Genomic DNA, 12,919 nt, shown 5'->3' on the forward strand with positions numbered 1-12,919 from the left:
GATCTTGATTCTCCCTCGACCGGAGCTGAGGCACGATGAACGACATGCAGGGGTTCTTCTTCCCCCGGACGGCGACCGGCCAGTCGTCGGTGATCCCGTCACCGCCCTGGTACTACTCGGGTGACCTGCTCACCGTCGAGTACCGCACCGACCCCGAGCGGGTCCGCGAGCTGCTCCCCGAGCCGCTCGAGCTGGCGCCCGACGACCCGGGCGCGGTCGCGCTGATCTGGGCCGACTGGCAGTCGTGCTCGAGCACCCGCGAGGAGCTGCTCGACCCGGTGCGCTCGCAGTACAAGGAGGCGTTCGTCGTCGTCCGCTGCGCGTTCGAGGGCGTCACCTACTCGCGCTGCGTCTACATCTGGGTCGACAAGGACTTCGCCATCGCCCGCGGCATGCACCAGGGCTACCCGAAGAAGCTCGGCTCGATGTGGCAGACCCGGCCGCACCCCTTCAGCCAGGGCGCCCCGCAGATCGCGCCCGGCGGCGTCTTCGGCGCCACCCTCGCGGCCGGCGACCGTCGGCTCGCGCAGGCGGTGCTGACCCTCCGGGAGGAGTCGCCGAGCAACGGCTTCGTCAACGGCCACCCGATGGCGCATCACCGCGTGTACCCGGGCATCGAGAAGAACAGCCCCGACGCGTACGTCGAGCTCATCGCCTCCGGCGCCAGCTCCTTCGAGGCCGGTCCGGCCTGGACCGGGGACGTCGAGGTCGAGCTCTTCGAGTCCCCGACCGAGGAGCTGCACCGCCTTCCCGTCCGCGAGGTCATCGGCGGCTACTACCGCCAGGTCGGCGTGGTGTGGGACGGCGGTACGTCGCTCGCGACCCTCACCCCGCAGAAGGAGGCCGCCCGATGAGCGCCGAGGTCACCGAGCACATCGCCGTCGTCGAGGGCGTCCCGGTCGACACCCGGCACTGGATCGGCGGCGAGCGCGTCGCTTCCGCGTCGACCTTCACCGACATCAGCCCGATCGACGAGACACCGCTCGCGGAGGTCCACGCCGGCACCTCGGCCGAGGTCGACGCCGCCGTGGCGGCCGCCCGCGCCGCCTTCCCGGCCTGGGCGGGCCTCGCGGTCAAGGAGCGCGCCGACATCCTGCGCCGGGTCGCCGAGGGCATCGAGGCCCGTGTCGAGGACCTGTCCCTGGTCGAGACCCGCGACAACGGCTCCCTGATCCGCAGCCACCGCCGGGGCGTCATGCCGCGGGTGGCGATGAACTTCCGTGCCTTCGCCGACTTCGCCGAGCACCAGCTGGGCCACCCCGACATGGAGGTGCCGGGCCGCGGCCACCGTGAGCGGATCAGCTACGACCCGGCCGGCGTGGTCGCGATCATCACCCCGTGGAACGCCCCGCTGATGCTGGCCACCTGGCGGATCGGCCCGGCGCTGGCCGCCGGCAACACGGTCGTCGTCAAGCCGCCGGAGTGGGCGCCGCTCACGGCCAGCCTGCTGGCCGACATCATGCACGAGGCCGGAGTGCCCGCGGGCGTCTTCAACGTCGTACAGGGCACGGGTGCGGAGGCCGGCGCCCCGCTGACCGCGCACCCGGACATCAACCGGCTCGCGTTCACCGGCTCGGTCCCGACCGCCGGCGTCATCGCGAAGGCCGCCGCGACGAATATCATCCCGCTCTCCTACGAGCTCGGCGGCAAGAGCCCGCTGCTGGTCTTCGAGGACGCCGACCTCGACCTCGCGGTCGAGATCGCGGTCGAGCAGTTCGACAACGCCGGCCAGGTCTGCCTCAAGGCCGCCCGGATGTACGTGCACGAGAGCCTGGCCGAGGAGTTCACCCGCCGGGTGGTCGAGGGTGCGGCGCGGCTGCGCCAGGGCGACCCCCGCGACGAGACCACCGACGTCTCCGCGCTGGTCGCGCGCCGCCACTTCGAGCAGGTCTCCGGCTTCGTCGAGCGGGCGCTCGCCGACGGCGCCGAGGCGCTGCTCGGCGGTGGCCCCAACGACGAGCTCGGCGGCCTCTACTACCGCCCGACCATCCTCGTGGGCGCCAAGGACGACTCCGAGATCATGACCGAGGAGGTCTTCGGCCCGGTCGTCACGATCAGCACGTTCCGCACCGAGGAGGAGGCGATCGCCAAGGCCAACGACAGCCGCTTCGGCCTCGCCGCCACCCTCGTCACCGGCGACCGCGACCGCGCCGAGCGCGTCTCGGCAGCGCTCGACGCCGGCACCGTCTGGGTCAACTGCTTCTTCGTGCGCGACCTGAACGCCCCGTTCGGTGGCAACGGCAAGTCCGGCATCGGCCGCGAGGGCGGGATCTGGTCCTTCGACTTCTACACCGACATCAAGAACAGCGTGTTCTCGCCGACCGGCTGGAGCGACGCGGAGGGAGACAGCTGATGGGTGAGATCGTCGGCGCGGGCCTGATCGCCCACGTCCCCACCATCGTGCTGCCGGAGGAGATCCGGCGCGAGCTCAACAACGGCGAGGACACCACCCTCGTCTCCGGCCTGCAGCAGCTGCGCCGCGAGGTCTTCGACACCCTCGACTACGACACCGTCGTGGTGCTCGACTCGCACTGGGCGACCACCGTCGAGTTCGTCGTGACGGCCCAGGAGCAGCGCAAGGGCCTGTTCACGTCCGAGGAGCTGCCGCGTGGCATGTCGCAGCGGCCCTACGACTTCTCCGGCGACCCCGAGCTCGCGCACCTCATCGCGAGCAAGGCGGCCGAGCACTCGACCTGGATCACCGCGATCGAGGACGACGCCCTGCCGATCTTCTACGCGACCACCAACGTGTGGGAGTACCTCGGCCAGGGTCTGGCCGACAAGAAGTGGATCTCCATCGGCGTCTGCCAGACTGCCGACGGCGAGGACGCGCTCCGGCTCGGCCGCGCCCTGGGTGACGCGATCGCCGCCTCGGACCGGAAGGTCCTCCTGGTCGCCAGCGGCGCGATGTCGCACACCTTCTGGCCGCTGCGCAAGCTCCGCGACCACGAGGCCGCGGGGGTCGAGCACATCTTCACGCCCGAGGCCGCCGCGGCCGACGCCGAGCGGATCGCGTGGTTCAAGGACGGCGACCACGCCCGGGTCCTCGACACGATGGACGAGTTCTACCGGTTCAAGCCGGAGGCCCGCTTCCAGCACTACCTGATGATGATCGGCGCGCTCGGCGAGGGCGACTGCACCGCCACAGGCCGCCAGTACGGCGAGTACGAGAACTCGGTCGGCACCGGACAGGTGCACCTGTGGTTCGACCGCCCCGAGGGTGGCTTCCCCGCACCCCGCCGTACCCCCACCGACCCCGACTACGTGCGCCAGACGAGCGGCACCGGTGCCGACGTACCGGCCGCCGGCTGACGCACACCACGAGGAGCTGACATGACCACCGAGTACCGCCGGATCCTGCTGGACGGCAACGCTGTCGACGTACGCCGGGAGGGCGACACCCTCGTCGCCGGCGACGGCCGCACCGTGGCGATCGCCGACGCGACCCACCTGCCGCCCGTGACGCCGAGCAAGATCGTCTGCGTCCACCTCAACTACTCCTCGCGCGTCGAGGAGATGATGCTCAAGCTGCCGCCCGCGCCGACGTACTTCCACAAGCCGGTCTCGGCGCTCACCGCGCACGACGCCGCCGTGGTGCGGCCCCAGGGCTGCAAGTGGCTGAACTACGAGGGCGAGATCGCGATCATCATCGGGAAGACCGCGCGCAACATCTCGCCCGAGGAGGCCGGCGACTACATCCGCGGCTACTCCGTCGGCAACGACTACGGCCTGCACGACTTCCGCGACACCGACTCCGGGTCGATGCTGCGGGTCAAGGGCGCCGACACGCTGTGCCCGGTCGGCCCCGGCATCGTCGAGGGCTGGGACTTCCGCAACAAGCGGATCCGCACGATCGTCAACGGTGAGGTCCGCCAGGACGGCAACACCGACGAGATGAAGTGGGACATGCACTACCTCGTCGCCGACATCGCGCGGACCATCACGCTGCAGCCCGGCGACATCCTGATGTCCGGAACACCCGCCATCTCCCGCACCGTCTACCCGGGCGACGTCGTGGAGGTCGAGGTCGAGGGCCTCGGCACGCTGCGCAACCACATCGTCGAGGGCCCGACCCCGATCCGCAGCGACGTCGGCGCGCAACCGACGGAGAGCGAGGAGGTCCTGTCGACCGCCAAGGGCGGCGACTGGGAGTTCCGCGGCATCCGCAAGCCCGACCTGTCGAACACCCACTGAGGACCGCACCGATGCCTGCTCCCCGGATGCTGATGATCCTCAGCGAGAACTGGACCCTGACCGACGGACGCAACCTGAACGACCTCGTCACCTGGTCACGGATCGCGGAGGACACCGGCTTCGACTCGGTGATGATCTCCGAGCACGTCGTGCTCGGCCGCGACGCCAGCGACAAGGGCGTGATGGGCAACCCGCGCGACTACGCGGCGCCCGGCAACCAGGATCCGCTGATGCCCTGGCCGAACTCGCTGATGCTGTTCTCCGCGATCGCGAGCGTCACCGAGCGGATCCGGCTGGTCGGCGCCGCCGTCCTCGCGCCGCTGCGGCACCCGCTGCTGCTCGCCCGCGAGCTCGGCACCCTGGACCTGATCTCCGAGGGCCGACTCGTCGTCCAGCCGAGCGTGAGCTGGAGCAGGGACGAGTACGCCGCGATGGGCGTGCCTTTCCGCGAGCGCGGCAAGATCCTCGACGAGCAGCTCGAGGTGATGAAGCTCGTCTTCGAGCAGTCGCCGGCGACGTACAAGGGCGAGTACGTCGACTTCGAGGACATCTACCTGGAGCCGAAGGCGTTCCGCCCCGAGGGGCCGCGGATGTGGTTCGGCGGGCAGAAGGCGCACGGCGCGGTCGTCGAGCGGATCGTGAAGTACGGCCACGGCTTCCACCCGTTCGGTCGCCCCACGGCCGAGGACCTCGAGGTCATCCGCACCGAGATGGCCGCAGCCGGCCGCGACATCGCCGACCTCGAGATGGTCGGCGGCGTCCGCTACTCGTTCCCCGACGACCACTCGCCGGCCGACCTGGGGGAGTCGATGGACTCCATCCCCGAGCAGCTCGAGCAGGGCTTCACCACCATCTGCATCAAGCCGTCGATGTATATCGACGACCAGTCCAAGATGGAGGCGTTCTGCAAGGACGTCATGAAGCGTGCGGAGGCGATGGGCTGATGAGCAAGCGGCTGCTGGTGATCGGGCACGACTACCTGGACACGGCCGGCTCGATCGAGGGCCGGTTCGTCGAGCGGGGCTACGAGATCGAGAGCCTCCAGGTCGTGCCGCCGGACCGCTTCGACGACCCCGGCGTGGACGTCGACTTCCCCGACCCGAAGGAGTACGACGCCGTGCTCGTCCTCGGGGCCCGGTGGAGCGCGTACGGCGACGACGTCACCTCGTGGGTCAAGCCCGAGCTCGAGCTGCTCCGCGACGCCGACGAGGCCGAGGTGCCCGTCTTCGGGATCTGCTTCGGCGCGCAGATGCTCGCGACCGCCCACGGCGGCGAGGTCGTCCGCTCGCCCCTGCCCGAGATCGGGCCGCACGTCGTCTCCGGCGTCCCCGCGGTCGCCGGGATCTGGACCCAGTGGCACTACGACCGCTTCGTCCCGCCGGCCGACGCGACGGTCGTCGGCGTCAACGCCGCCGCCACCCAGGCCTTCGTGCTGCGCCGCAACCTGGCCGTGCAGTTCCACCCCGAGATCGACGCCGAGAGCCTCGGCGCGTGGATGGTCGACGGTGGCGAGGACGATGCCCGCAAGGCCGGGCTCGACCCCGCGGTCCTCGTCGAGCACGTGCGCTCCCTCGACCCCGACATCCGGGTGCGGGCGGCCGCGCTGGTCGACTACTTCCTCGACGAGGTAGCGCCCTCATGAGCGACGCCGCCTCTCGGGTCGTCCTCGTCACCGGCGGCGGCACCGGCATCGGCGCGGCCGTCGCACGCGCGCTGACTGCAGCGGGCGACACGGTCGTCATCTGCGGCCGGCGCGAGGCGCCGCTGCGGGCCGTCGCCGACGCGACCGGCGCCCACGTGGTCGTCGCCGACGTCAGCACCCCCGAGGGCGTCGACGCGGTCGTGGACGACACGATCGCCACCTTCGGCCGGCTCGACGGCCTCGTCCTCAACCACGGCATCATCCACATCGGCGGCGTCGCCGACGTGACGCCCGAGCAGTGGGACGAGACGTTGCGGGTCAACCTCACCTCGCCGTTCCTGCTGGTGAAGGCCGCGCTGCCGCACCTGCTTGCCGCGCGAGGTGCCGTGGTGGCGGTGTCGTCGGTGGCGGCCCTGCGTGCCGCGGACGGCATGGCGGCGTACTCCGCGAGCAAGGCGGGCCTGCTGCTGCTCACCCAGTCGCTGGCGGTCGACCACGGTCGCGAGGGCCTGCGCGCGAACGCGATCTGCCCCGGCTGGACCGCCACCGAGATGGGCGACATGGAGATGACCGAGCTCGGCCGCGAGCGGGGCATCTCGACCGAGGACGCCTACCGGCTGGCCACCGCCGTCGTACCCCAGCGGCGTCCGGCGCAGCCCCAGGAGGTGGCGGCTACCGTGGCATGGCTGCTGTCCGATGCCGCGTCTTACGTCAACGGGGTTGTGCTTCCCGTCGATGGTGGATCCACTGTGGTCGACACCGGCACGCTGGCACTGGACCCCCGCGTGTCCATCACCCTGCCCTGAACCGAACGAGGAGTAGAACCCCATGACCGAGTACGCCGTCCGCAACCCCGCCACGGGTGAGCTGATCGAGGCCTACCCGACCGCCACCGACGCCGAGGTGGACGCCGCGGTCGCCGCCGCGACGGACGCCTACTACTCGTGGGGTCGCACGAGCACCGTCGCCGAGCGGTCCAAGCTGCTGGCGCGGGTCGCCGAGCTGCACCGTGAGCGCGCCGGCGAGCTGGCCGCCTCCATCAACGCCGAGATGGGCAAGCCCCTCGGCGACGCCGAGGGCGAGGTCCTCTTCTCGGCCGGCATCTACGACTTCTACGCGCAGAACGCCGAGAGCATCCTCGCCGACCAGCCGATCGAGCTGCTCGACGGCGAGGGCAGCGCCGTCATCCGGCGTACGCCGGTCGGCCCGCTGCTCGGGATCATGCCGTGGAACTACCCCGTCTACCAGATCGCCCGCTTCGCGGCCCCGAACCTCGCGACCGGCAACACGATCGTCCTCAAGCACGCGCCGCAGTGCCCGCGTTCGGCCGCGATCCAGGCCCAGATCTTCCTCGACGCCGGCTTCCCGGTCGGGGCGTACAACAACGTCTACGCCACCAACGAGCAGATCGCCGACGTCATCGCCGACCCGCGCATCCAGGGCGTCTCCCTGACCGGCTCCGAGCGCGCCGGCGCGGCCGTCGCCGAGATCGCGGGCCGCAACCTGAAGAAGTGCGTCCTCGAGCTCGGTGGCTCCGACCCGTTCATCGTGCTCTCGGCCGCTGACCTCGACGCCACCGTCGAGCAGGCCGCCGAGGCGCGCCTCGACAACAGCGGCCAGGCGTGCAACGCCGGCAAGCGCTTCGTGGTCGTCGACGACCTGTACGAGGACTTCGTCGCGAAGTTCACGTCCAAGGTGCTCGACCGGGGTGCCCCGGCGCCGCTCTCCTCGCTCGCCGCCGCGGAGAACCTCTCCCGCCAGGTCGACGCCGCCGTCGCCGGTGGCGCGAAGCTCGCGACCGCGGGGGAGCGCGAGGGCGGGTACTTCCCGGCCGGCGTCCTCACCGAGATCACGCCGGACAACCCGGCGTACTACCAGGAGCTGTTCGGCCCTGTGGCCATGGTGTTCCGCGCCAAGGACGAGGCCGACGCGATCCGCATCGCCAACGACACCCCGTTCGGCCTCGGCTCCTACGTCTTCACCGACGACGCCGACCAGGCCGCCCGCGTGGCCGACGCCCTGGAGACCGGCATGGTCTTCGTCAACGGCGTCGGCGCCGAGGGCGTCGAGCTGCCCTTCGGTGGCGTGAAGCGCTCCGGCTTCGGCCGCGAGCTCGGCCGCCTCGGCATGGAGGAGTTCGTCAACAAGAAGCTGATCCGCGTGGTCGGCTGACCCTCTCGGGGACCGGTCTGGACCGGCTCGGACGATTCTCGTCCGGGCCGGTCTTTGCCTTTCGGCGAACCCGCACGGGGATGGTCGCGCGGGAGTAGCGTCCGAAGCCGGTCGGCTCGGGCGGCGCTCCCTCCATGCAAGCCCCCAGAGCAGAGTCGAGGTTCCCCCATGCCTGCAGCACATCGTCGTGCCCGAAGGGCGCACGCCGCACCTCGGTCGCGTGGCCCGTGGCGCGCCACGGTCGCGCTCACCGCGTCCGCCGCGGTCTTCCTCACCGCCGCCCTGTCCTCGGCCTCCGCGGCCCCGACCGGCGACACCACCACGTCCACCGGCCAGGACTTCTCGATCGCGATCACCAGCCCTGCTGACGGCGCGTCCCTCCCGGTCGGCACGACCTCCGCGCCGGTCGCCGGCACGATCTCGATCGGCAACGTCCCGGTCACCGGCGAGGCTCACGTGGTCTTCGTCATCGACGAGTCGGGCAGCCTCGGCACCCAGAACTTCCAGACCGAGAAGAACGCCGCGATCGGCCTGTTCAACCAGATCCGGAACACCTCGGGCCTCAGCGTCAACACCAGCCTGATCTTCTTCTCGAGCAACGTCGAGACGGTCCTGGCCGACCAGCCGGCCGCCGACAACTTCGTCACCGCGGTGCAGAACCACCCGTACCCGGGCGGCAACACCTTCACCAAGGACGCGATGACGGCCGCACAGACCCAGCTGGCCGGCAAGAGCGGCATCGAGCAGGTCATCCTCATCACCGACGGTGCTCCGAACCCGGCCTCCACGCAGACGCCGACCCAGCAGCAGCGCACCGTGTTCGACGCCGAGGGAGCAGCGGTCTACGTCTACTCCGTCGGCTCCCAGGGCGTGTGCGCGCCGCTCCAGGTCATCGCGACCAAGTGCACGCTGGTGCCCACGTTCACGTCGCTTCCGGGCACCCTCACCGGTACGCCGCCGGCGGGCATCAAGGGCGTCGAGATCTCCGTCGACGGCGGTGCGGGCACGCCGGTCACCTCCGTCAACAGCCTGGGTCAGATCAGTGCCACCGCGAGTGGCCTGCAGCCCGGCGACGACACCATCGAGCTCCGCGGCACCGCCACGGACGGCACCCACGTCTCGGCCGACATCACGGTGCACGTCGCCGTACCGGACACGACGCCGCCGGACACCTCGATCGACACGGGCCCGTCGGCCACGGTGGGCAGCAGCAGCGCGTCCTTCACCTACAGCGGCACGCCCGGCGACACGGACCACTTCACCTGCACCCTGGACGGGTCAGCGCTCCCGTGCGCGAACGACGGGACGACCGTCACTGGGCTGGCCGACGGCAGCCACACGTTCACGGTCGCTGCCGTGGACGCCGCGGGCAACGTCGACCTGACCCCGGCCTCACGCGACTGGACCGTCGACACGACGGCCCCGGACACCTCCATCGACTCCGGTCCGTCGGCCACGGTGGGCAGCGGCAGCGCGTCCTTCACCTACAGCGGTACGCCGGCGAGCGACACCGACCACTTCACCTGCACCCTCGACGGCTCGACCGTGCCGTGCGGGAGCGGCGGGAAGTCGTTCAGCGGTCTCGGCGACGGCTCGCACACCTTCACGGTGGCGGCGGTCGACGCGGTCGGCAACGTCGACCCCACGCCCGCCTCACGCACCTGGACGGTGGACACGACCGCTCCCGACACCTCGATCGACTCGGGACCGTCGGGGACGGTGCCGAGCGGCAGGGCGTCGTTCACCTACAGCGGCACGCCGGCGAGCGACACCGACCACTTCACCTGCACCCTGGACGGGTCGCCGGTGACGTGCGCCAACACCGGCCGGACCGTGACCGGCCTGGCTGACGGCAGCCACACCTTCATGGTGGCCGCGGTCGACGCGGTGGGCAACGTCGACGGCACCCCGGCGTCGCGGACCTGGCGGGTCGACACCACGCCGCCGGACACCTCGATCGACTCGGGTCCGTCGGGCACCGTCGCGAGCAGCAGCGCGTCGTTCACCTACAGCGGTACGCCGGCCAGCGACACCGACCACTTCACCTGCACCCTGGACGGGTCACCGGTGACGTGCACCAACACCGGTCGGACCGTGACCGGCCTGGCTGACGGCAGCCACACCTTCACGGTGGCCGGGGTGGACGCGGTGGGCAACGTCGACGGCACGCCGGCGTCGCGGACCTGGCGAGTCGACACCACGCCGCCGGACACCTCGATCGACTCGGGTCCGTCGGGCACCGTCGCGAGCAGCAGCGCGTCGTTCACCTACAGCGGTACGCCGGCCAGCGACACCGCCCACATCACCTGCACCCTGGACGGGTCGCCGGTGACGTGCGCCGACACCGGTCGGACCGTGACCGGCCTGGCTGACGGCAGCCACACCTTCACGGTGGCCGCGGTCGACGCGGTCGGCAACGTCGACCCCAGCCCGGCCGGCCGGACCTGGACCGTCGACACCACGCCGCCGGACACCTCGATCGACTCGGGTCCGACGGGGACGGTGGCGACCGGGACCGCCGCGTTCACCTACAGCGGTACGCCGGCCATCGACACCGACCACTTCGTCTGCGCGCTGGACGGGATGGCCGCGATGTGCCCGAACACCGGTGTGACGCTCACGGGCCTCGGGGTGGGCAGCCACACGTTCACCGTCGCCGCGGTGGACGCGGTCGGGAACGTCGACCCGACGCCGGCCTCCCGCACCTGGGTGGTCGACGCCCCGCCGGTCGCGGCCCTGAGTGCCTCGCCGGGCACGGGCGAGACCGGTCAGACGGTCACGTTCAGCACGGCCGGCACGTCCGACCCGGACGGCGCCCCCGACCTGGCCTCGTGGACGTTGAGCTACGGGGACGGGGCCCCGGCGGCCTCGGGCACCGGTGCCCCGCCCGTCTCCGCGACGCACGCGTACGCCGCCGCGGGCAGCTACACGGCGAAGCTGACCGTCACCGACCGGACCGGTCTCTCCGGCTCGGCGACCGCCGCCGTGACCGTGAACCGGTCGGCGACGACGCTGGTCGCGGCGCCGGACATCGCCACGGTGAGCGTGAGCGGGCTGCTGTTCTCGACCGGCCTGTCGGCACTGGTGTCGGCGAACATCGCCCTCCACCCGGCCGCCACGCTGACCAGGACGCGCGACGGCAGCCCGGTCGTCGGCCGGACCGTCTCCTTCACCACGGCCGGCGGGGCGCCGATCTGCTCGGCCACCACCGACGCCACGGGCAAGGCGGCCTGCGGCGGGGTGCTGACGGTCATCCCGATCACCCTCGGCGGCAGCTACCAGGCGAAGTTCGCCGGCGACCCGGCGTACGCCCCGTCGACGGCGACCGGCTCGCTCGCCCTGGTGGTGATCAAGCTCAGCTGACCGAGCCGCAACAACGGCACGGCGCCGCCGACCGGACTCGGTCGGCGGCGCCGTCCGTTGCCGCAGAAACCGCCCTCCCGCCGCCCGGACTGTGCAACGATCGCCCTCGCCGTGCGCGGCTCTCTCGGGTGCATCTGGACGGACCGAACGGGGGAGTGGCACGTGCGACGGCTGGCTTGGCTCGCTCTCGCTGTCGCGGGTCTCGCGCTGCTGGCGGTCTGGCCGATCTCTGGCGACCTCCGGTCCTTCACCGTCCGGCCCGTGCCCGGGTTCGTTCCGCACATGGTCGACTGGCTGGTGCAGGTCGTCCACGCCCTGCGCATCGTCAGTCCCTACCTCGCCGCGGTCGGGCTCATCGCTCTCGGCACGTACGGCGTGCTGCCGGTCTGGTCGCGCCGAGCCGAGGCGCTCAACGACCTGGCCGCGGTGGAGTACTCCGGCGTCGAGCACGTCGCGCCCCAGCACCGAGGGCGGGTACGTCGTCTCGTCCGCCCGTTCCGCGCCTTCTTCGCCGGTACCTCGATCGCGGTGCTCGCCATCGTGCTGGTCGGTGCCACGTCAGGCATCGAGTCCGAGGTGACGAACGGACCGCTGCGGCCGATCGACGCGGCGCTCGCCGTGATGGGTGGCGAGCCGACGGCGCTGGTGCTGCAGTCCCCGGGCATCACGTTCATGGACGACTCGTCGCTGCCCTCGGTCGCGGTCGCCTCGTTGGTCGCCCGCGATCCCACGGCGTACGTGCCGTTCGGGAAGCACCTGTTCAACCTGGACGACCAGTCGGGTCTCGAGATCTCCGTCCCCGACACGGTCTACCAACGGATCTCCGGGGATGTGGTCGACGGGTGCGCCGACCCGTCGATCGTCCTGGACGACACCCTCGGGCTGCACCGCGGTGACTCCGTCATGGTCAACGACGTCCGCCTCCGGGTGGCGGGCGTCGAGCACGGGATCGCGCAGATGAACCGGTCGATCGGCATCCTCGCCGACACCACGGCACGGGCATGCGTCGAGGGCGCGACCTCCACGGCGTACTTCGGCGTGCTGGTGCGGGGCCCGGCCGGCGACCAGGTCAGGGCAGACCTCCGCGACGCCGGGCTGGCCGCCAGCGTGGTGAGCCCGGCGACCTTCAAGGAGGACAACCGGGACTTCTGGCGGGCGAACGCCACGCCGCTCCTGCTCCAGATCATCCTGTACCTGGCGTTGTTCGGTGCGATGGCGGCCGCTGGCGAGCGCGAGTCGAACCTGCAGCGCAACGTCCGCGAGATCGGCACCCTGCACGCCGGCGGCGTGGACATCCGGACGCTGCGCGCGGTCGAGCGCCGCCGCGTCCTGCGGACCACCTACCGGGCGGCCGTCCTGGCCTGCCCGCTCATGGTCCCGGTCGCCGCCGCCATGAACGCGAGCGAGCTGGGGGTCCGGATCGGCGTGGGTCTCACCGAGATGAGCGTCGGCGTCGCGCTGACGCTCGTCTCGATGCTCGTCGCGTCCCGGCGCGCCCTGTCGAAGTTCGCCCGGTCGCTGGACCTGTCGCTGGCCGTGAAGGGATGA

At 71.4% G+C, this 12,919-nt stretch carries 10 protein-coding genes; all 10 read left to right on the top strand.

Going from position 1 to position 12,919, the window contains the following annotated elements; translation table 11 throughout:
* Positions 1-35: 35 nt before the first annotated feature.
* The 10 genes from ACYVAQ_RS17995 to ACYVAQ_RS18040 all read left to right on the top strand — a co-directional run bounded on the left by ACYVAQ_RS17995 (position 36) and on the right by ACYVAQ_RS18040 (position 12,919).
* Entirely contained in the window at positions 36-854 is an 819-nt protein-coding gene (locus ACYVAQ_RS17995; RefSeq protein WP_460791817.1) for an acetoacetate decarboxylase family protein, read from the top strand.
* On the top strand, positions 851-2,353 hold the full coding sequence (locus tag ACYVAQ_RS18000; protein ID WP_460791818.1) for an aldehyde dehydrogenase: 1,503 nt from the start codon (positions 851-853) through the stop codon (positions 2,351-2,353). The genes ACYVAQ_RS17995 and ACYVAQ_RS18000 overlap by 4 nt, the downstream gene beginning before the upstream one ends.
* The gene (locus tag ACYVAQ_RS18005) at positions 2,353-3,312 is read left to right on the top strand and encodes a DODA-type extradiol aromatic ring-opening family dioxygenase (RefSeq protein ID WP_460791819.1); all 960 of its coding nucleotides are present in this window, start codon (positions 2,353-2,355) and stop codon (positions 3,310-3,312) included. Before ACYVAQ_RS18000 ends, ACYVAQ_RS18005 begins: the two co-directional genes overlap by 1 nt.
* Before the next feature lie 21 nt (positions 3,313-3,333).
* On the top strand, positions 3,334-4,194 hold the full coding sequence (locus ACYVAQ_RS18010) for a fumarylacetoacetate hydrolase family protein (RefSeq protein ID WP_460791820.1): 861 nt from the start codon (positions 3,334-3,336) through the stop codon (positions 4,192-4,194).
* 11 nt (positions 4,195-4,205) lie between these two features.
* Complete coding sequence (locus tag ACYVAQ_RS18015) at positions 4,206-5,138, top strand: TIGR03619 family F420-dependent LLM class oxidoreductase (RefSeq protein WP_460791821.1); 933 nt, start codon at positions 4,206-4,208, stop codon at positions 5,136-5,138.
* Positions 5,138-5,836, top strand: coding sequence for a type 1 glutamine amidotransferase (locus ACYVAQ_RS18020; protein WP_460791822.1), 699 nt, complete (start codon positions 5,138-5,140; stop codon positions 5,834-5,836). The genes ACYVAQ_RS18015 and ACYVAQ_RS18020 overlap by 1 nt, the downstream gene beginning before the upstream one ends.
* On the top strand, positions 5,833-6,642 hold the full coding sequence (locus tag ACYVAQ_RS18025) for an SDR family NAD(P)-dependent oxidoreductase (RefSeq protein ID WP_460791823.1): 810 nt from the start codon (positions 5,833-5,835) through the stop codon (positions 6,640-6,642). The genes ACYVAQ_RS18020 and ACYVAQ_RS18025 overlap by 4 nt, the downstream gene beginning before the upstream one ends.
* A gap of 22 nt (positions 6,643-6,664) precedes the next feature.
* Complete coding sequence (locus tag ACYVAQ_RS18030) at positions 6,665-8,008, top strand: NAD-dependent succinate-semialdehyde dehydrogenase (protein ID WP_460791825.1); 1,344 nt, start codon at positions 6,665-6,667, stop codon at positions 8,006-8,008.
* A gap of 168 nt (positions 8,009-8,176) precedes the next feature.
* Positions 8,177-11,371: a VWA domain-containing protein gene (locus ACYVAQ_RS18035; RefSeq protein ID WP_460791826.1), complete on the top strand. Its 3,195-nt coding sequence runs from the start codon at positions 8,177-8,179 to the stop codon at positions 11,369-11,371.
* A gap of 162 nt (positions 11,372-11,533) precedes the next feature.
* Positions 11,534-12,919, top strand: a complete 1,386-nt coding sequence (locus ACYVAQ_RS18040; RefSeq protein ID WP_460791827.1) for a hypothetical protein — start codon at positions 11,534-11,536, stop codon at positions 12,917-12,919.

The sequence above is a fragment of the Nocardioides maradonensis genome (genome assembly GCF_054777115.1).

Bases quoted from the DNA above. Each gene is read 5' to 3' on its own strand.
- ACYVAQ_RS18020 (WP_460791822.1), top strand. From the start codon at position 5,138: ATGAGCAAGCGGCTGCTGGTGATCGGGCACGACTACCTGGACACGGCC.
- ACYVAQ_RS18035 (WP_460791826.1), top strand. From the start codon at position 8,177: ATGCCTGCAGCACATCGTCGTGCCCGAAGGGCGCACGCCGCACCTCGG.
- ACYVAQ_RS17995 (WP_460791817.1), top strand. From the start codon at position 36: ATGAACGACATGCAGGGGTTCTTCTTCCCCCGGACGGCGACCGGCCAG.
- ACYVAQ_RS18015 (WP_460791821.1), top strand. From the start codon at position 4,206: ATGCCTGCTCCCCGGATGCTGATGATCCTCAGCGAGAACTGGACCCTG.
- ACYVAQ_RS18005 (WP_460791819.1), top strand. From the start codon at position 2,353: ATGGGTGAGATCGTCGGCGCGGGCCTGATCGCCCACGTCCCCACCATC.
- ACYVAQ_RS18030 (WP_460791825.1), top strand. From the start codon at position 6,665: ATGACCGAGTACGCCGTCCGCAACCCCGCCACGGGTGAGCTGATCGAG.
- ACYVAQ_RS18025 (WP_460791823.1), top strand. From the start codon at position 5,833: ATGAGCGACGCCGCCTCTCGGGTCGTCCTCGTCACCGGCGGCGGCACC.
- ACYVAQ_RS18010 (WP_460791820.1), top strand. From the start codon at position 3,334: ATGACCACCGAGTACCGCCGGATCCTGCTGGACGGCAACGCTGTCGAC.
- ACYVAQ_RS18000 (WP_460791818.1), top strand. From the start codon at position 851: ATGAGCGCCGAGGTCACCGAGCACATCGCCGTCGTCGAGGGCGTCCCG.